Below are 19,495 nucleotides of genomic sequence, written 5' to 3'. Positions count from 1 at the left end.
ATACTGCCGATATTCATTACATTATTATTGATGTTTATTTGGCCAAGTAAAACTTGCAATAATGCCTAAAAATAAAATGCTTAATTTTACATAAAGGCCGACTATCGGGCCATACCCAAATAAATGTTCACTAGCATACAAAGCAAGTTTTACTGCGATTAAAAAATAATAGGCAAACTACAGCTTTACCAAGATGTACTAGATGTTGTTGCATCGCCTCTAAAACGAAATACATAATTCTTAGCCCCAAAATAGCAAAGATTATTACACAATAAATAATCAATGTTTCTTGACTGACGGTAATAACAGCAGGAACAGAATCAAATACAAACATAACATTACTTAACTTAGTCACTACAAAATACAAAAAATAGTGGGGTTGCATATAAAACACTTTTTGACATTTTATGAATAATATCGCTGTTTTCTGACTTAGCTAACTCAACGTCTTATTGTTTTTTGGTTAATAAAAAATGATGACAACTATTTTGGGATAAGAAGGAAAAATACGTTTAGCGATACGATAAGCAAAATGTTCTGAATAATCTTTAATCTTTTCATCATGCCCTTGATTGTTTAGCATCATAAATCCTGTCAAAGCTACAACAATAGAAAAAATCGCTTCACTCAAGGTCCTAAAGATAATAAACCGGTAGCTATCACGACAAAATAGCTTGGAAAATAATGTCACCAATTATCCCTCAATAAACTAATCGATGTCGATAGTTATTAGGGATAACAAAACATGAAAATAGCGTCATTATGACGAATAAATTATCAACTGAAAGCGCTTTTTTAAGCACATATCCAGTAATAAATAGACTTGCTATCTCACTTCCATGGTGAAAATAGAGATAAAGTGCAAAACTTAAAGCAACAATAATCCAAAATAAAGACCACATTATTGCGCTAGTTAAGCTAATGGGTTTATCGTTATGGTGAGCGTATAAATCGATTATAATTGCCGTTAAAGCAAGAATGATAAACATCAGTACTGTTTCAATCGGCAAGCCTAATGAATGATGAACCATAGCTTTGTTACCTATATTTAGTTAACTTTTGAAAGAAATTCGAAAGCATTACAATTAATGACATTTAAAATATAACCTAAAAGTGATTGAGTATATATTGATAGGCTTATCAAAAAAAGATATATTGGTTATCTCTCATTAACTAATCACATTTAATAATCCTTTGAGCATAAACTCATGACAAATATAAGGTTATCTTTTTTATTAATCGTTACTTTTTTTTCATGCTTAGTACAAGCGCAATCGGTTGAGCCATATATTTCAACGTTACCTAAAGGTAGTGATCTATCCATTTTAGTGCAAACCGTTGATGGTAGACCCAAAACATTAGCCAAATACAAAAGTGATCAATTTAAACACCCGGCAAGCACGCAAAAAGTGATAACCGCATTAGCAGCACAACTTGAACTGGGCAGTGATTTTCGGTTTGTTACAGCAATGTACGCTAATGGATCTGTCAGTAATAAGCAACTTAATGGCGATCTTATTATCAAATTGAGTGGTGACCCAACTTTTAGTCGGGAAACATTAAAAAATATGATTAGCACCCTTCGCCAAAAAGGGGTAGAGAAAATTTCAGGCGATGTTATTTTAGATACCTCCATTTTTGCTAGTCATGATAAAGCAGAAGGGTGGTCATGGAATAATTTAACCGCTTGTTATAATGCTCCAGCATCGGCTGCAACAATTGATAGCAACTGCTTTTATGCGATGATTAAACCAGGAAAGGTTGGTGGTAAAGCGTCAGTTTCTGTTTCATCCAGTATTCCGGTTATGGTCTCAGGTGACGTTAGAACCATTGCAGCTAATAGTAAGGATATAAATGATAGATATTGTCAGTTGGATGTCACTGCCGATAAAAATCGTTACTATTTATCCGGATGTATTGCTTCTAATGCTAATAAAACGCCATTAAAGTTTGCGGTTATGGATCCAACCGAGTACTTTACTACAGTGTTAAAAAACGAGCTAAAAGCACAAAAAGTATCCTACAAAGGACGTATTTTTGAAAGAAAACAAAAATCAACCGGCTCATTGACACTATTAACATCAAACCAATCGGCACCACTTTCTGATTTATTAACGGTTATGTTAAAAAAATCAAATAACTTATATGCTGATATTATCTTTAGGACATTAGGTGCACATTATTATAATACTTCAGGAACATGGCGTAATGGTGGTGATGCGGTTAAACAGATTTTACGTAAAAAAGCGGGAATTGATTTAGAAAACTTAGTGATTGCTGACGGTTCTGGTTTATCACGTCTCAATCTCGTTAGCGCCAATAAATTAATGGAAATATTACAATATATTTCAGCAAATAATAATCAATTAGCTTTTATTGAAAAATTACCGATTGCTGGCGTTGATGGAACTTTACAAAATCGTAAAAGCTTCAATCAATTCCCATTTAAACAAGTGATTATGGCCAAAACTGGCTATATACAAGGCAGTTATAATTTAGCTGGATTTATTCAAAAATCAGACGGCGGTTATGTTGCTTTTGTACAGTTGTTATCAGGTTATCGAGCCGATAGTCAAGGTGAACCTAAAAATAGTGCAGTTATGCGATTTGAATCTGAATTTTATAAAAACTTTATTAATTAATATCTAGTATCTAGATCTAGGATAAGGGCAATGTATCTAACATCGCCCTTATGTTTTTAGTTAGAAATTATCCGCTAAAAAGCCACCACTTTGATGTTTCCAAAGTTGCGCATAAAGACCATTTTTACTGAGTAACTCTTGATGTGTTCCTTGTTCAATAATTCTACCTTGGTCTAACACGATTAATCGATCCATTGCCGCAATCGTCGATAATCGATGGGCGATAGCTATAACAGTTTTACCTTCCATTAAGGTATATAAGCTTTCTTGGATGGCTTGCTCAATTTCAGAATCAAGTGCACTCGTCGCTTCATCTAATAACAGAATTGGTGCATTTTTCAGGATGACTCGAGCAATAGCAATGCGTTGACGTTGTCCACCTGATAATTTTACGCCACGCTCACCAACAAAAGCATCATAACCAGTTCTTCCATTTGCATCGACTAAACCTTCAATAAAACTGTCTGCATGGGCTTTTTTGGCAGCGATTATCATCTCTTGTTCAGTAGCATGATTATTACCGTATAATAAATTATCTCTTACTGAACGATGTAATAGAGAAGTATCTTGGGTCACCATACCAATTTGCGCACGTAGGCTTTCTTGATTGACTTTGGTGATATCTTGACCGTCAATAAAAATCTGTCCATTTTGTAAATCATAAAATCGTAATAATAAATTAATTAAGGTTGATTTTCCGGCGCCAGATCTGCCGACTAAGCCGATCTTTTCACCCGGTTGAATGGTCAAATTTAAGTTATCAATAATGGCATTTTTTAATTTAGCATCATAACTGAAATTTATCTGTTTAAATTCGATTTTGCCGTTGGTCACTTTAAGTGATGGTGCATCAGGTTGATCGACCACGGTTTTAGCGACCGAGAAGGTGTTAATACCATCTTTAACCACACCAATATTTTCAAATAACGCCGCCATTTCCCACATAATCCAGTGTGAAAAACCATTTAATCTAAGGGCTACAGCGGTCGTGGTGGCAATAGCGCCGACACCAATTAAAGCATTGCTCCATAACCACAAAGATAAGCCTGTAGTGCCAAGTACCAAGAAAATAGACAATAAATGATTAACTATTTCAAAGCTACTGACTAAACGCATCTGTTTATTAACGGTAACTAAAAATTCATTCATCGATTCTTGTGCATATTTAGCTTCATTACCGGCATGAGAAAACAGCTTGACTGTCATAATATTTGTATATGCGTCTGTCACACGACCAGTCATAGTTGAACGGGCATCTGCTTGCATACTTGCCACTCTACTTAAGCGTGGAATAAAGTAATACATCGCAATGCCATAAACCAAACACCAAATCATAAACGGAACTAATAACCAAAGATCTAACTGACCTATGATTGTAGCCATGGTAATGAACGAAATCAGAACATAGATAAAAATATCTGCCACTAAAAAGCAGGTATCCCTTATCGCAAGTGCGGTCTGCATGACTTTTGCTGAAATTCTACCGGCAAATTCATCTTGAAAGAAACTCATGCTTTGATTTAGCACTAATCTATGAAGATTCCAGCGCAATCGCATTGGAAAATTTCCTGCCAGACACTGATGTTTAATAATGGTTTGTAAGGCAATAATAATTGTGCTAGCTAATATAATTATCGTGAACACGATTAAGGTAGATTTTTCTTGTTGCCAAAATTGCTCGGCTGAAACAGCCGCCAGCCAATCAACAACTTTACCAAGGGCAGCATATAAAAAAGCTTCAAAAGCACCAGCTAGGGCACTTAATATGATTAATAGTAGCAAGAAAAAACGTGTTCCTTGCGTGGATTGCCAAATAAAGCTGAAAAAACTTTTAGCCATCGGCTGTGGTTCATCTTTTGGATAAGGTGATACCAATTTCTCAAAAAATCGATACATAATTGACCTAATTAGTTAAAAGGTTACTCATTGATAGATTTACCAATGATATACAAAAGTGAGGGCAAATAAATCTCACGTTAAGCGTTATGACACAAAACGTAACTATAAAATAGCTGAATTAAAATCACTTGAATATATACCTATTAAACTGATGTAATGAAAAGTAAAAAAGAGGAAAGTTATTTTTGCTTTCCTAATAGCAAATTATATATTGAAAAGTACTAGATTACTAATAAATGTATCAAAATCCTCTTTGATGATGGCTACAATTCGCTTAATAATATGGTATCTTTCAAAACAGTCTTAAAGTACCTCAATAGTAAGTTAATCATCATTATTGCAAATTGAAATCCAATTTCCAGATGTTAGCTATATTTTTGCTATAAAAATTTGTTCTTTTAATCAATATGTAACTATCCTCTAAAATAGTACATAAAAAAGTAGAAAATTCTCTATAATATTTTTAAGTAGAATTTTAAGGAAAATTTCAATATGAAAAAATTATCGGAACACCAAATTGTCTCCATTTTAAAAGAAGCTGAAGTTGGTATCCCTATTAAAGAGCTTTGCCGTAAATATGGTATGGCCGTTTCTACTTTTTATAAATGGCGAGATAAATATGGCGGTATGCAATCATCGGACATTAAGCGGTTAAAACAGCTGGAAGCTGAAAATCGTAAACTTAAGCAGATGTATGCTGAATTAAGTTTAACCTCTCAGCTCCAACAAGAAATAATAAAAAAGCTATAGTGCCGACGGCAGTTCGTAAGAGTTGGGCACAAACACTACAGTCACAATACAGTATAACAATTAAAATGAGTTGCACTATTGTGAATTTAAGTCGCTGTGCTTACTACTATCAACCTAAATCGGCAGATGACACTATGATTATTTCGTTACTTAAGTCAATAACAGACAAGCATTTACGTTGGGGATTTCCTAAATGTTTTCATCGAATCAGGAAACTGGGATATACGTGGAATCATAAACGGGTTTATCGGGTTTATTGTCAATTAAAACTCAATATTCGTTCTAAACGCAATAAATGATTACCCTAACGGTATCCAGAGCCATTATCAGTACCAAGTCGTTTGGGAGAATGTTGGTCAATGGATTTTATGAGTGATAGTTCTCAAAACCACCGCCGATTTAGAACCTTTAATGTTATTGATGACTTTAATCGAGAGGCATTAGGCATTGATATTGCGGTCAGTTTATCGGCAGGTAGAATTACCCGGTATTTAGATAGGCTAGCTCAATATCATGGTTATCCATTAAAAATACGCGTTGATAATGGCGCAGAATTTACCTCAAACAAATTTACAAGCTGGGCAAAATCACATGGAATAACCCTAGATTATATTAAACCTGGTAGTCCTTATCAAAACGGCTATATAGAACGATTTAACCGCACATATCGAACGGAGGTATTAGATTTGTATATATTTAAAAATCTGGAACAAGTAAGAAAAATAACCGAAGAGTGGTTAGAAATATATAATACAGAAAGACCGCATGAGGCATTAAATAATATGACACCAATTGAATATAGAAACATGAAACAAATAGCATGATTTTCTACTTGGTTTGTGTGCTAACAATGGGGTATTTACAAATAAATTATACTTTCAGTTATTTTATTCACCTGAGTTATTTAAAATAAATTCATTACTATTTTGCCTGACGAGTGCTATTCAACTATTTTTAAACCAATAAACGCTGTTTTTGGGTTAAAACTGGTTTGGTAATTGATTAAATAAGCTAATATTTGTTTAAAACAAAAAAATTTTGACGCAAAATATCAGATTGTGTACTTCGCTATTTGATCTGTTTAGGATTAATTTATTGGTTAGTGTTATCTAACACTATTTTTATTTACTCATTTTTTTTAAATATTTAACGATATATTTTTATTGATTTTTTTTATGATTAAATATGCTCCGATTAATTGATATAAAGGGGTTAAATCTAATTAAAACATTGACTAAAACACGAAAAAATGGATAATAGAACCAATAAGGATTTTTCATTGTTTTCTTTCCTTATATTCCTTATATTTCATGTTGGCCCACATATTTTATGCGGGTCTTTTTTTTATCTAAAGCTAACTTATCATGAAATCCCAATATAAAAAGGGTATAATTATTTCCATTATTTTATAATCTATTTGTTGATGTTAATTGTTCAAATAGCGATATATCTTTAAATGAGGTTTTAATTATGTCATTTAGCATTCCCCATCTTTTAGTATTTCTTGCCGTGGTGGTTCTCATTTTTGGAACTAAAAAATTACGTAATCTAGGCTCCGATCTTGGTTCAGCGCTAAAAGGGTTTAAAAAAGCGATGAATGATGATGAAGTTGAAAATGATAACAAGCTTGATAAGCAATAACCCAAATTATTGATATGAAAACGCAATTTGATGTCGCCATAGTTGGTGGTGGATTAGTTGGTTTGGCAACCGCATGTGCGCTTAGTCAGTACAATATAACAGTAGCAATTGTCGATGCTAAAGTTAATGAGCATCAAAACTTTGCCTATGATGAAATAGGTATCAGAGCTTCGGCGATTAATGGCGCAAGTCAGCAATATTTTTCTCAGATTGGTATTTGGAATGATTTGTGTGCTAGCGAACGCGTTCATGCCTTTAGTGAGATCGGTGTTTGGGAAAAAAACGGTCTAGCTCATCTTGGCGCACATGCCAAAGATTATGGTTACCCAAATCTTGGTTATATCATCGAAAATAATCTGAGCTCACACTATCTTTATCAACATGCGCAAGCAAATCCTAACATTGCTATTTTCAATCTTGCTGCTATCGATAATAATTGTACTCAAGATGACGCCTTTTTAACTTTAGCGGATAATACTCGGTTACAAGCCAAACTGATTATTGGAGCGGATGGCGCTCACTCTTGGCTGCGTAGACATGAAAAAATTTCTCTGCTTGAACGTAATTATCTTCACCATGCGGTGATTACAACAGTTGAGACACAATATCCTCATCAAGCATGTGCCAGACAGATTTTTTATCCCAATGGTATTGTTGCCTTTTTACCGCTTTGGCAAGCCAATAAAAGCTGTTTGGTATGGTCGACTAAACCTGAACAAGCTGCAATTTTAACCTCTTTGACTGAATCTGACTTTTGCCAAGAACTGTTTAAATTAACCGGTGATAAAGTAGGGCAATGTCAGTTAGTTAATCCTAGGATGGTATTTCCTTTAAAAGCCCGCTTCGCTAAACAATTTGTCAAACATCGGTTAGCACTAATAGGTGATGCCGCGCATACTATTCATCCATTAGCTGGACAAGGAGTTAATTTAGGATTTCAAGATTCTGCATTATTGGTGGCAACTATTAGAAAACTTATTGAAGAACAGAAAGATATCGGTTTACAGGAAAACCTAAAATCATTTCAATTTACTCGTCGTAAAGATGCTTTAGTTATGTTAACTGCCATGCGAACTATTCAAGATATGTTTAATGGTAACAATGCCCTTAAAAAGATGGTCAGAACGGTTGGCATGAACGCTATTGATAAATTTTCACCATTAAAGAAACAGTTGATCAAATACGCCATGCAGATTTAATCTGTTTATTAATCCTGTAGCTGTCGCTACAGGATAATCATTAAATCAACTTATTTAAAAGCGATTTGATAAGATGATGGTATAAATGGTGATGTTGGAATTCGCAACGGCCAATAAGGATCCTTTAATAAACCCCGACCAATCGCAACTAAATCAGCATCGCCTGTGCTTAGTACATAATCAGCAACATAAGGATCTTCTAGCATACCAACGGTGATGATCGGCAAATTAGTAACTTGTCTAATTGCTCGTGCTAAATAAACTTGGTACCCAGCATGGAATTCTGGCGAATGGTTTGGATCTAACAGACCGTCACCACCGCCACTGACGTCTAACACATCGGCACCAGCTTGCGCAAAACGTTTGGCAATTTGGCAGCCGTAATTAACATCGTAACCATTAGCGCCATATTCTTGGGCGGAAAAACGAACTATCAGTGGCATATCTTTTGGCATAACTGATTTTACTGCCTTGATCACCTGTTCACCAAATAATAATTTATTCTGACCATATTCATCGGTTCTTAAATTGCTTTTTGGTGAACTAAATTGATGGATTAAATAACCGTGTGCGCCATGGATTTCAATGGCATCAAAACCGGCCTCCACGGCACGTTTGGTTGATTGTCTGAATTTTTCGATAATATCAGCAATTTCATCTTTGCTTAATTCTCTAGGCGTTTGATATTGCCATTTTGGATTAGCTTCGACGTTGCCATCATAACGAATTGGGGAACAGGAAACGACATCAGATTCGCCTAACGCTTTTCGACCTGCATGGGCAATTTGAATTGCGATTTTACCATTTTGTGCGTGAACCCCATCGACGATACGTTTAAGCTGATCGCGTTGTTCATCATTCCATAATCCCAAACAATTTGGTGATATTCGACCATTTGGAGCAACATTGGTCATCTCTAAAATAATTAAGCCTACACCACCAATCGCCCGCGAGACATAATGAACAAAGTGCCAATCATTAGCTAACCCCTCTTTTGCTTGATATTGACACATAGGTGGCATCACAATGCGATTTTTGAGTGATAAATTTTTTACGTTAAATGGCGTATTAAGATAGGAAATTTTGGCCATAGCTGACTCCTGTTTTCAATAATGGTGCAAATTCTTATATTGCCTGATAAATAGAATATGGTGTTTAAAATCGCAAAATTAAAGAGAGTAAATCTTAAAAAAACTCGTTCCTCACTTTTTTAGTGATTAAACCGTTTTAGCGCGACGAACTGATTTAAGGTAATGTAACCAACATAACAAACCTAATGATCCTAAAACCGTTCCTGTAATAATTATCGCCAGCCAACCGTAATTACTATACAAATACGTCGAAGCAATAGAGCCCAACATGCCGCCAATAAAATAACTTACCATATAACCGGTATTCATTCGGCTGCGGGCTTCTGGTCGAATTTGATAGATGGCGTTCATATTTGATACATGAGTAACTTGTACCGCAAAATCTAATAAAATTACGCCTAAAATTAAGGCTAAAAGAGAATACTCGGCAAGAGAAAGTGGTAGCCAAGAGGCTAGGAGTAGGATTAAGCCAATGGTGGTAGCTAAAAAGCCTTTTCCTTTGTCAGATAACCTACCAACAATAGGCGAACCGAGTGCCCCTGCTGCACCCGCTAAGCCGAATAATCCGATTATAAAATCGGAATAATGATAAGGTGTATTACTTAATACAAAAGCGAGTGGTGTCCATAATAATGAAAATAGTGCAAAGGAGATAATTGCCAATAATGATCGAATGCGCAATACGGGTTCTTGTTGATATAATGATCCAATCGAGAATAGCAGTTGAAAATAATTAATATTAATCGTATTTTTATAACTAGGTAACGATAAGTAAAGTAACAAAGTGACAATAGTCATGATTGACGCGGCGATCCAATACACATAATGCCAATCAGTCATTGAGGAAACCAAACCAGCGAATGCTCGGCCTAATAAAATACCAAGCAACATCCCACTCATTAATGTTCCGACAATTTTACCCCGATGCTCAGGACTTGATAGTGTCGCCGCAAACGGAATGAGTACTTGGGCAACAGTAGAAAATAACCCGGTCATAGCTGTGCCTAGCATAAGCATCCACAAACTTTGTGATGTTGCACTAATCAGCAAACCACAAGTAGATAATATCATCAAGATTAGTATTAACCGTTTACGTTCCATTTTATCGCCCAGTGGAGTGATAAATAATAACCCTATAGCATAACTAAATTGTGCTGCCATGATGATAAAACCAGCGTGTTTCACCGCAATATGTAAATCATCAGTTATTGAGTGCAATAGTGGTTGAGCATAATAATTACTTGCGACGGTTATCCCAATGGCAAAAGCCATCAGGAATACTAACCATGCCGATAGACCTAGCGCCTGTTTGCTATTCATAATAAATAAGTTAGCTAATAAATGATGGTTAATTATATATCAAAAGATCATTGGATACTGATAGATTGTAATGGTTAACGAGATTGATTTAATAAATTATATACAGGCGTAGCTAAGCCAATTTTCGCATTATCTGAATTGAGCTTATACCAATAACCGTTTGACTCATCCAAACACTTAGTGTTGTTTGTTATCTCACAGTAAATGGGCACAATATCTAAATGAAAATGGCTAAAGGTATGTCGAAATGCAACTAATTGTCTGGGTTTACTGGTTTTAATACCATGGTTATCTAGCCAGTCTGTTAAGGCATGCTCGCTGGTAAATTGCGGTAAGCAATATAATCCCCCCCAAATACCGGCAGGTGGTCTTTTTTCTAGCCAAATCTTATTGTCCTGTTCCAACATTAGAAAATAGGCGGTTTTTTCAGGAATGGTCTTTTTCGGTTTTTTCGTTGGATATTGTTGCCAACTATCACTCTTATATGCGACACATAATTGATGCAAAGGGCATAGACTACATTTAGGCTTAGAACGAGTACAAACCATGGCGCCAATGTCCATCATGGCTTGATTAAATTTTGCAACCTCATGATCAGGGGTAACTTGCTCACTTAATTGCCAAAGTTGATTTTCAACATTTTTATTACCCGGCCAGCCTTCGATAGCAAAAGATCGGGTTAACACACGTTTAACGTTACCATCTAATATTGGATAATGTTGATTTTGCGACAAAGATAAAATAGCCCCGGCGGTTGAACGACCAACTCCTGGTAAAGCGATAACATCGTCAAATTTGGTGGGAAATTTACCATCAAATTTGTCGGCGATAACCTGTGCTGCTTTATGTAAATTGCGAGCCCGAGCATAGTAACCAAGCCCCGTCCAAAGATGTAAGATATCGTCAATTGGGGCCTTAGCTAAATCAGTAATTTTCGGAAACTGCTTAATAAAGCGCTTAAAGTATGGAATAACAGTAGCGACCTGTGTTTGCTGTAACATCACTTCTGATAACCACACATGATAAGGACTTTTTTCAATTTGCCATGGTAGTGATTTTCTGCCGTACTGCTCATACCAGTTAAGTACCGCATTTGAAAAACTGTTTGTCATGCTAATCATTACATAATAGCAGTAATAGAATCACTCGGATAACAGCCAAGTACTTTAGTATATAAAGTGATAGCAGCTAATTCTTTAAGTGCAATTTGCATTTCGTAATCATGAATATTGCCTTGTAAATCAATATAAAACATCTCTTCCCACGGGGTGCCATGGATAGGCCGTGATTCGAGTTTGGTCATGACAATATTGTGATTACGTAAGACCGATAACGCATCAACCAGAGCACCTGCTTGTTGGCCAGTTTTCATTAAGATTGTGGTTTTAGCAGGAATTTGATCGGATACTTCAATCGGCTCACGCGCTAACACAATAAAACGAGTAATATTCTCTTTTTGATTAGCAAAATTGTGCTCAAGAACTTGTAGGCCATATAATTCCCCACCATCTTTATTACCCATAGCGGCAATATTTGGTTGATTTAATTTCGCGACAGTTTCCATGGCCGATGAAGTGCTGTCGCAATAAACGATTTTCCAATGCGGATAATTTTCTAAGAAATTACTGCATTGTTGGAATGGTTGTGGATGGCTATAAATAGTATCTATCTGTTCTAGTTTGACATTAGGAATAGCTAAAACGCAGTGATCAATCGGTAAGGATAGTTCGCCAATAATATGTAAATTGGTTTTTTGCAACAAATCATACACTTCATTGATAGATCCTGAACTGGAGTTTTCAATCGGTAAAATTCCATAATCAACAACTTGTAATTCAACTTTTTCAAAAATATCTTTAAAAGTATTACAGCTTGATTCAGTCAACTGGTCAAAGTGTGCACTTGCATAACGACGAGCCGCTGAATGGGAATAGGATCCTTTTGGTCCTAAAAACGCAATTTTGGCTGAAGAGAGAGCGCCTTGATTAAGTTTTTCTTGTAGAAATTTCTGTTGCAGCAGAACAGAATCTTCAATAATAATTTGATATAAACGCCTAATTAAAAGGTCATCAAGATGATATTGTTTACCTTGTTCGATTAGTGCCTTAATCAGTGAGCGTTCACGCGCTAAATCGCGCAAAGGGATGTTTGCTGCTATTTTGGCTTGAATTACTTCACTTGAAACTTGACGTCTTTCGGCTATGATTTCAATCAATTTTTGATCGAGTTGGTTAATTTTGTCACGTAAAGGCAATAAAGGATTGGTAGTCATATTCATTAATAGATTAAAAATTAGATGGGCAATATTATAGCAAGCAAAAAAATAAAGGCACTAGTAAAGTGCCTTTTTATTAAATTATAACAATAAATTATTATTCTTCTTCAATTACTGCATTTTTAATACTGTCAAATGCACGGCGTGATTCGCCTTTATGTTGAAGTTTATTTAGCTGTTTTTCAAGTTTAGCAATTAAATCATTAATAGCTGCATACATGTCAATGTGTTTAGCGGAAGCAACGAGTGGCGAACCTTTGGTTGCAATAGTTGCATCAACAATAAATCCATCGGGCTCTTTAGATAAAATAAAGTGAGGGTTGATTAGTAAAGCTCTCCATTTATCTAGTTTCGAGAACTTATCTTCAAGATAGCTACGAATTGCAGGGGTAATATCCATTTGTTTACTGGTAATACTTAAAGTCATAATTGACCTCCACTATGTTTACTTTCTAATTGAGCTTATATAATTATTCTATTGATTACATTGACAAATTTTTTACCTTTCGTCAATAGATAATTTTGTTTTGCATAAACTTTTTGTGAGTTTTGTCTAAAATAATTATCACTATTTGTTATTAAAGTGGGCTAAACTGCTGTTAAACTAATTTTTATTATATACTGTGGCTTATTGAAATTAATTTAATAGATAAGTTCAATTGTTTAATGAGGAAAATGTGAGTTATTTAGATAATATTAAGATTGTTTTAGTGGAAACTTCTCATACGGGTAATATGGGATCAGCTGCTCGGGCAATGAAAACCATGGGATTAACCAATCTATGTTTAGTTAATCCAGTAATAAAACCAGATTCCCAATCAATTTCACTGGCAGCCGGTGCAAGTGATATTATCAAACAAGCACAAATTTTCTCATCCCTTGAAGCGGCGGTTGCCGATTGTTCGTTGGTTATAGGTACCAGTGCGCGTGCGCGAAGTTTGCAATGGCCCAATTTAACGCCGAAAGAGTGTGGGGACAAAATTATTGCTGAAGCTTGTCGTCATGCTCAAGTTGCTTTGGTTTTTGGTCGTGAACGAGTCGGGCTAACCAACGATGAATTACAAAAATGCCATTTTCATGTTAGTATTCCGGCTAATCCTGACTATAGCTCTTTGAATTTAGCGATGTCAGTTCAAGTCCTTAGTTACGAAATTCGCATGTCGCTGTTGTCTGCTCAAGAGGCATCAATAAAATTAGATGAACAAGATATCAATGAATACCCTAAAGATGAAGATATTGAGCGTTTTTATCAACATTTGGAGCAGACTTTATTACAAACCGGTTTTATTAACCCTCATCATCCTGGGCAAATTATGGGGCGTTTACGGCGATTATTTACTCGAGCTCGTATCGAACAACAAGAACTCAATATTTTACGGGGAATTTTAACTTCAATAGACAAAAAACAGTAAGATTTATCCCCTAGTTTATTATTAATCTAGGGGATTTTAACTTACTGCATTAACTCTTTTTACGCCATGTTGTGCCGTTAGCACCATCCTCAAGAATAATATTCATTTGATTAAGTTTATCTCGAGCTTCATCAGCTAAAGCCCAATTCTTACTTGCACGCGCATCGTTACGTTGTTTGATCAAGGCTTCAATCAGTTGTGTATCCTCATCATCTTGGCTATTACCTTGTAAAAATTTAACAGGATCTTGTTCAAGCAAGCCCAGTACCGACGATAAAGCGCGTAGCTCAGCGGCAAGTTCATTGGCTAATGGCATATCATTTTCAGCTTTAGCTTTGTTAATCTCTCTAGCCAAGTCAAATAAGGTTGAATAGGCTTCAGGCGTGTTGAAATCATCATCCATCGCCTGACAAAATTGTCGATGATAATCACTATTTGGCGTGTTGTGTGGATAGTTTGCATCGGTATCTCTTAAAGCGGTATAAAGTCTTTCTAAAGCGGTACGAGCTTGTTTGAGATTCTCTTCACTATAGTTAAGTTGGCTACGATAATGGCCTGATAATAAAAAGTAGCGCACAGTTTCAGCATCATAATGTTTTAGCACATCACGGATAGTGAAAAAATTATTTAGTGATTTCGACATTTTTTCTTGGTCAATCATTACCATACCCGAGTGCATCCAATAATTAACATATTGGCCGTCATGGGCACAGCTAGATTGGGCAATCTCATTTTCATGATGAGGGAACATTAAATCAGAACCACCACCATGAATATCAAAATGGTTGCCCAATTGATGGCTATTCATTGCAGAGCATTCAATATGCCAACCAGGTCGGCCTTTACCCCATGGCGAATCCCAACTCGGTTCGTTAGGTTTTGACATCTTCCAGAGTACAAAGTCCATTGGGTTACGTTTAACTTCCACCACATCAACTCGAGCACCGGCTTGTAACTGCTCTAAATTTTGGCGTGATAAGATACCGTAATTAGGATCACTATCGACAGAAAACATCACATCACCATTATCAGCAATATAAGCATGATCTTTTTTAAGCAATTCTTCAACTAGCTCGATAATTTGTGACATATGACGAGTGGCACGCGGTTCAACATCAGGTCGTTTGATATTCAGTGCATCAAAATCGGCATACATCTCTGTCAACATACGATCGGTTAACTGATCACAAGTTTCACCATTTTCAAGTGCACGTTTAATGATCTTGTCATCAACATCAGTAATATTACGAACATAGGTAAGGTCGTACCCCAAAAAGCGTAAATAACGAGTAACCACATCAAATGCTACAAAAGTACGCCCATGGCCGATATGGCAAAGGTCATAGATAGTGACACCACAAACATATAGCCCAACTTTGTTAGGGGTAATTGGTTGAAAGACTTCTTTTTCTCGAGTTAGTGTATTGAATATTTTTAGCATTATTATCGGCTGCTCATGTCAAATTGCGATTAGCGCTTAATATAACAAAAATCTGAGTATGGCGGAATGGCTTATTCTACTCTTCAAGATTAAAAACAGTACAAATAACAATAAATTTTCGATTAATGAAAAATTAAAGAGTTGTTAGCCATTAATAACAAAAAACGAACATTAAATTTGATAAAAAATGACGAGCAAATTAGCTCGTCATTTTATTCAGTGAAGTTATTTGATTAGTCGGTAAAGGTAAATAAGTAAAATTGACCCAAGCACAGAGATAAACAAACTCGGGAAGTTAAAACCAGTCACACTACCCCAACCGAAGAAGGTACTGATATAACCACCGACCAATGCGCCAGCTACACCAAGTAGGATAGTTTTGAGTACACCCACTTGTCCTAATGGCATAAAAAACTTAGCGATCCATCCAGCAATTAATCCTAGAATAATCCAGCTTAAAATACCCATGATAATTTCCTTCGTTTAATTAAGTTAAAAGTTACTTTTTGTAAAGCTTAAAACCTATTGAAGATGACAATAAGCGTTGTGAAAGATATAACTTATTAATAAAACGTAAAATTTAGAGCTTTAAAAAATTTGTTATCTAAAAATGAAGAAAAATGATTAATACTTAGATCTGTGTGTAGCGATAGATGTATGTCATGGCATTACAGATAACCTTACATACAAATATTGCATGTAGTTTACAATTATTTTTTCAAATATTCTAGGAATTTTTGGTGTTGCTTAAGTGAAGATTTATATCATTATTTGTAAGGAGCGATGGTAGAATCGCTCCCGTTAAGTAATTATTCAAAAATCGTTTTATGTAAAACTTTTATCACCTCTTCTGCATCGTTACTTCTTGCCAGCAGACAAAGATTATGTGTGCTAGCACCATAACAGCAAAGTCGAATAATAAAGTCATCTAAAGCGCCAAAGACTTCCTTAGCGATCCCTTTGGTTGTAGTTAAATTGTTACCAATTATGGCAATCAATGCTAAATCTTCTTCAACTTCGACATGACAAACTGTTGATAATTCATCAAATAACGCTTTAGTTAATAAGCTATTACCATTGGTATTGGTGCCAGTGGTGTCAATGGTTAATGCAATACTAACTTCAGAGGTGGTAACTAAATCAACCGATATATTGTGTTTAGCCAATATGGTAAAGACATTAGCTAAAAAACCTTGTGCATGCAGCATATTTAAGCTGGTTAGTGTTAGTAATGTCTGTTTACGGCGCAGTGCTAACGCTCTAAAAGAAGGTAATGCAGATTTAATGCTGTGGGTATTATAAACAATGGTGCCACCTTCTTGTGGGGCTTTACTGGAACCAACAAATACTGGAATATTGCTACGCACCGCCGGCACGAGTGTTGCCGGATGTAAGACTTTGGCACCAAAAGTAGCCATTTCGGCTGCTTCAGCAAACGATATTTCATCAATACGTTTCGCACCAGAAGTGATGCGTGGGTCGGTGGTATAAATGCCAGCAACATCAGTCCAGATATCGATTTGTGTCGCATTTAATGCTTCGCCAAGCAGGGCGGCGGTATAATCACTACCACCACGGCCTAACGTGGTAGTTTTGCCGGTACTTTCACTACCAATAAATCCTTGAGTAACCACGATAGTTTCTGGATTTAATGATTTTAAATGGGCGCAACAAAGTTGTTTAATTTCGTCAATTTTCGGTACTGCTTTACCAAATTTATCATCGGTGCGCATCACTTTTCGTACATCAAACCAAATGGCATTTTTTTGTTTTTCTTTTAATATTTCAACAAATAGTTTTGATGACATGATTTCGCCATAACTGACTAATTCATCCGTCAGCGCAGGGGAGGTAGCTAAACTTGCTGCTTCTGATAACGAAGCAATATTGGCAATTATTTGGTCAATTTCAGCGCGTAAGGTTGGATTTTCAGGTAAATTTTCTAAAATGCTATATTGAATCGATTGAATTTTAGCGATATGTTTTGATCTAATATTGATATCACGACCTTCGGCTAAGGCTACCAATAAATTGGTTATTCCCGCAGAAGCAGACAACACAACGACTTTGACGTTAGGATTAGCTATGACAATATTGGCACTATTAACCATTGCGGGATAATCTGCAACGCTAGTACCGCCGAATTTAGCAATTATAAATGATGTTTCCATGAATTCCTCATATTAAAAATTTTTATTTTTAACAGAGACAGAGCGGGCATGTCCTATTACAGCAAAAAATACATACCGTGAAGCGCTCCACCTGTTAGGGTGACAACCCAAGGGATTCAGCCCTTGCAGTCGATTTAATTGTTTTCTGGATTAACAATCAAACCTCGGCATTACACCCCCTCAATTATTTATCAACGGTTCCAGCACCTAAAATAATCTACCTGAGTAATGCGCCTCTTCTTTTCGTAATTGTAGTTACAAAATCAGTGTTATATAGGATTAACGATTTTACCAAGTGTGTCAATAGGTTAAATATTAAAAAAAATTATTAGGTTTCGCTAAAATTGCCCCTTTATTTATAAGCTTCGTTCAAATAATTCAATAATGGTTTGATATAATTTTTTTACCGAACACTCCTTAGTTGGTGTACTAAAAATCGTATCATCGCCGGCAATTGATCCTAAAATCCCTTCAGATTTACCAATTGAATCTAACAATCTAGCAATCAGTTGTGCAGCTCCTGGACTGGTACGAATAACCACCATTGAGCTGTTGTAATCGATGTCCAATACTAAATTTTTTAAAGGACTACTTGTGGTTGGTACACTCATTTCGGCCGGTAAGCAATAAACCATTTCAGATTTTGCGTTGCGAGTTCTTACTGCGCCAAATTTGGTTAACATTCTGGATACTTTGGATTGATTGATATTATCAAATCCTTGCTCTTGTAAGGCTTGTACGATACCTATCTGAGAACTAAACTTTTCTTGTAAAAGCATTTCTTTAAAAGTTTTAGTGAGATCGTTTTGTTTCATACTGTTCCTTTAAATTTAATTTATGGCTAATTAACTCAATTGAATTAATTAGCCATATCAGCTGATTAACTAAAATTACACGATTTCAGTGAGTAATTCTGTGATGATTGATAATTAGTGTAGTGTGCCTATTAATCTTACTATCTTGAGTGTGAATATAACTTACATAATTATGCATGATATTTGCATAAAATTAAAGATTAGATTTGCTGGCATTTTTCGGTCGAAAAGCTTTAACTATGTGATCATGGGTTTCGATATAGGGACCTTCCAATAAATCAATACAGTATGGAACACTGGCAAAAATACCAGTAACTATAGTGTTACCTTGGCTATCTTTAACACCTTCAAGTGTTTCTTTAATTGATTTTGGTCGACCCGGTAAATTCAGAATTAAACATTGCTTACGAATGACACCAACTTGTCTGGATAAGATTGCAGTTGGCACAAAATGCAAACTAATTTGTCGCATTTGTTCACCAAAACCTGGCATCAATCGATCGGCAACAGCTAAAGTTGCATCAGGAGTCACATCTCTAATTGCCGGACCTGTTCCACCAGTGGTTAAAATAAGATTACATTGCAAATCATCAACCAATTGGCACAGCGTTTTTTCAATGATCGGTTGTTCATCCGGGATAATGCGTTGTTCGGTAATGAATTTGGTTTTCAATGCACTTTGTAACCATGATAGCAACGCGGGAATACCTTCATCTTGATAACCCCCCTGCGATGCTCTATCTGACACTGAAACTAATCCAATTTTGACCATAACATTCAATCCTCATCCTATATTCACTTAAAATTCATATTGTCAGTTTTATTCATTGAATAAATAT

15 protein-coding genes, 2 pseudogenes and 1 riboswitch are annotated in these 19,495 nt (G+C 35.7%); of the genes and pseudogenes, 5 read left to right on the top strand and 12 right to left on the bottom strand.

All coding sequences use genetic code 11. The annotated features are described in order from the left end of the window. Positions 1-24 precede the first annotated feature (24 nt). Positions 25-1,031 (bottom strand): annotated as a pseudogene (locus tag AC5LXV_RS14395) (TerC/Alx family metal homeostasis membrane protein). Between the two features lie 177 nt (positions 1,032-1,208). Between AC5LXV_RS14395 and dacB the strand changes: the two are divergent. Then, positions 1,209-2,642: a serine-type D-Ala-D-Ala carboxypeptidase gene (dacB, locus tag AC5LXV_RS14390; protein WP_493466855.1), complete on the top strand. Its 1,434-nt coding sequence runs from the start codon at positions 1,209-1,211 to the stop codon at positions 2,640-2,642. 60 nt (positions 2,643-2,702) lie between these two features. On the opposite strand, the gene AC5LXV_RS14385 is transcribed toward dacB, so the two are convergent. After that, positions 2,703-4,538, bottom strand: coding sequence for an ABC transporter ATP-binding protein (locus tag AC5LXV_RS14385; RefSeq protein WP_493466854.1), 1,836 nt, complete (start codon positions 4,536-4,538; stop codon positions 2,703-2,705). Between the two features lie 495 nt (positions 4,539-5,033). Between AC5LXV_RS14385 and AC5LXV_RS14380 the strand changes: the two are divergent. The 3 genes and pseudogenes from AC5LXV_RS14380 (at position 5,034) to AC5LXV_RS14370 (ending at position 8,131) form a co-directional block, all read left to right on the top strand. After that, positions 5,034-6,115 (top strand): annotated as a pseudogene (locus AC5LXV_RS14380) (IS3 family transposase). A gap of 646 nt (positions 6,116-6,761) precedes the next feature. Next, a complete protein-coding gene (tatA, locus tag AC5LXV_RS14375; RefSeq protein WP_375334964.1) occupies positions 6,762-6,932 on the top strand; it encodes a Sec-independent protein translocase subunit TatA in 171 nt (56 codons plus the stop codon). Positions 6,933-6,946: 14 nt separating this feature from the next. Next, positions 6,947-8,131: an FAD-dependent monooxygenase gene (locus AC5LXV_RS14370; protein ID WP_493466853.1), complete on the top strand. Its 1,185-nt coding sequence runs from the start codon at positions 6,947-6,949 to the stop codon at positions 8,129-8,131. Positions 8,132-8,181: 50 nt separating this feature from the next. Here AC5LXV_RS14370 and AC5LXV_RS14365 read toward each other — a convergent pair whose 3' ends face one another. The 5 genes from AC5LXV_RS14365 to raiA form a co-directional block, all read right to left on the bottom strand. Continuing rightward, positions 8,182-9,222 (bottom strand): NADH:flavin oxidoreductase/NADH oxidase, encoded by a 1,041-nt coding sequence (locus AC5LXV_RS14365; protein ID WP_493466852.1) that lies wholly within the window; start codon positions 9,220-9,222, stop codon positions 8,182-8,184. Positions 9,223-9,348: 126 nt separating this feature from the next. After that, positions 9,349-10,542 (bottom strand): MFS transporter, encoded by a 1,194-nt coding sequence (locus AC5LXV_RS14360; RefSeq protein WP_493466851.1) that lies wholly within the window; start codon positions 10,540-10,542, stop codon positions 9,349-9,351. A 74-nt stretch (positions 10,543-10,616) separates the two neighbouring features. Beyond that, positions 10,617-11,654: an A/G-specific adenine glycosylase gene (gene mutY / locus AC5LXV_RS14355; RefSeq protein WP_493466850.1), complete on the bottom strand. Its 1,038-nt coding sequence runs from the start codon at positions 11,652-11,654 to the stop codon at positions 10,617-10,619. Positions 11,655-11,662: 8 nt separating this feature from the next. Then, positions 11,663-12,814, bottom strand: coding sequence for a bifunctional chorismate mutase/prephenate dehydratase (pheA, locus tag AC5LXV_RS14350; RefSeq protein ID WP_493451919.1), 1,152 nt, complete (start codon positions 12,812-12,814; stop codon positions 11,663-11,665). A 100-nt stretch (positions 12,815-12,914) separates the two neighbouring features. After that, the gene (raiA, locus tag AC5LXV_RS14345) at positions 12,915-13,244 is read right to left on the bottom strand and encodes a ribosome-associated translation inhibitor RaiA (protein ID WP_110432804.1); all 330 of its coding nucleotides are present in this window, start codon (positions 13,242-13,244) and stop codon (positions 12,915-12,917) included. 250 nt (positions 13,245-13,494) lie between these two features. On the opposite strand from raiA, the gene trmJ reads away from it, so the two are divergent. Next, positions 13,495-14,229, top strand: a complete 735-nt coding sequence (gene trmJ, locus AC5LXV_RS14340; protein WP_493466849.1) for a tRNA (cytosine(32)/uridine(32)-2'-O)-methyltransferase TrmJ — start codon at positions 13,495-13,497, stop codon at positions 14,227-14,229. A gap of 49 nt (positions 14,230-14,278) precedes the next feature. On the opposite strand, the gene cysS is transcribed toward trmJ, so the two are convergent. The 5 genes from cysS to mog all read right to left on the bottom strand — a co-directional run bounded on the left by cysS (position 14,279) and on the right by mog (position 19,428). Further along, positions 14,279-15,670 (bottom strand): cysteine--tRNA ligase, encoded by a 1,392-nt coding sequence (gene cysS, locus AC5LXV_RS14335; protein ID WP_493466848.1) that lies wholly within the window; start codon positions 15,668-15,670, stop codon positions 14,279-14,281. Between the two features lie 225 nt (positions 15,671-15,895). Next, positions 15,896-16,138, bottom strand: coding sequence for a GlsB/YeaQ/YmgE family stress response membrane protein (locus AC5LXV_RS14330; protein ID WP_110422793.1), 243 nt, complete (start codon positions 16,136-16,138; stop codon positions 15,896-15,898). A 341-nt stretch (positions 16,139-16,479) separates the two neighbouring features. After that, positions 16,480-17,841: a lysine-sensitive aspartokinase 3 gene (gene lysC / locus AC5LXV_RS14325; protein ID WP_493451916.1), complete on the bottom strand. Its 1,362-nt coding sequence runs from the start codon at positions 17,839-17,841 to the stop codon at positions 16,480-16,482. A 72-nt stretch (positions 17,842-17,913) separates the two neighbouring features. Continuing rightward, positions 17,914-18,088, bottom strand: a riboswitch (Lysine riboswitch). A 109-nt stretch (positions 18,089-18,197) separates the two neighbouring features. Further along, a complete protein-coding gene (gene argR / locus AC5LXV_RS14320; RefSeq protein ID WP_110432808.1) occupies positions 18,198-18,656 on the bottom strand; it encodes a transcriptional regulator ArgR in 459 nt (152 codons plus the stop codon). Positions 18,657-18,849: 193 nt separating this feature from the next. Then, a complete protein-coding gene (gene mog, locus AC5LXV_RS14315; protein WP_493466847.1) occupies positions 18,850-19,428 on the bottom strand; it encodes a molybdopterin adenylyltransferase in 579 nt (192 codons plus the stop codon). Positions 19,429-19,495 lie beyond the last annotated feature (67 nt).

This window comes from Gilliamella sp. LMG 34359 (assembly GCF_984569085.1).
Note: the sequence above shows the minus strand (reverse complement) of the source record. Positions and strands in the feature narration are given on the sequence as shown.

Coding starts and splice junctions, on each gene's coding strand:
- dacB (WP_493466855.1), top strand. CDS start 1,209: ATGACAAATATAAGGTTATCTTTTTTATTAATCGTTACTTTTTTTTCA.
- AC5LXV_RS14385 (WP_493466854.1), bottom strand. CDS start 4,538: ATGTATCGATTTTTTGAGAAATTGGTATCACCTTATCCAAAAGATGAA.
- tatA (WP_375334964.1), top strand. CDS start 6,762: ATGTCATTTAGCATTCCCCATCTTTTAGTATTTCTTGCCGTGGTGGTT.
- AC5LXV_RS14370 (WP_493466853.1), top strand. CDS start 6,947: ATGAAAACGCAATTTGATGTCGCCATAGTTGGTGGTGGATTAGTTGGT.
- AC5LXV_RS14365 (WP_493466852.1), bottom strand. CDS start 9,222: ATGGCCAAAATTTCCTATCTTAATACGCCATTTAACGTAAAAAATTTA.
- AC5LXV_RS14360 (WP_493466851.1), bottom strand. CDS start 10,542: ATGAATAGCAAACAGGCGCTAGGTCTATCGGCATGGTTAGTATTCCTG.
- mutY (WP_493466850.1), bottom strand. CDS start 11,654: ATGACAAACAGTTTTTCAAATGCGGTACTTAACTGGTATGAGCAGTAC.
- pheA (WP_493451919.1), bottom strand. CDS start 12,814: ATGACTACCAATCCTTTATTGCCTTTACGTGACAAAATTAACCAACTC.
- raiA (WP_110432804.1), bottom strand. CDS start 13,244: ATGACTTTAAGTATTACCAGTAAACAAATGGATATTACCCCTGCAATT.
- cysS (WP_493466848.1), bottom strand. CDS start 15,670: ATGCTAAAAATATTCAATACACTAACTCGAGAAAAAGAAGTCTTTCAA.
- AC5LXV_RS14330 (WP_110422793.1), bottom strand. CDS start 16,138: ATGGGTATTTTAAGCTGGATTATTCTAGGATTAATTGCTGGATGGATC.
- lysC (WP_493451916.1), bottom strand. CDS start 17,841: ATGGAAACATCATTTATAATTGCTAAATTCGGCGGTACTAGCGTTGCA.
- argR (WP_110432808.1), bottom strand. CDS start 18,656: ATGAAACAAAACGATCTCACTAAAACTTTTAAAGAAATGCTTTTACAA.
- mog (WP_493466847.1), bottom strand. CDS start 19,428: ATGGTCAAAATTGGATTAGTTTCAGTGTCAGATAGAGCATCGCAGGGG.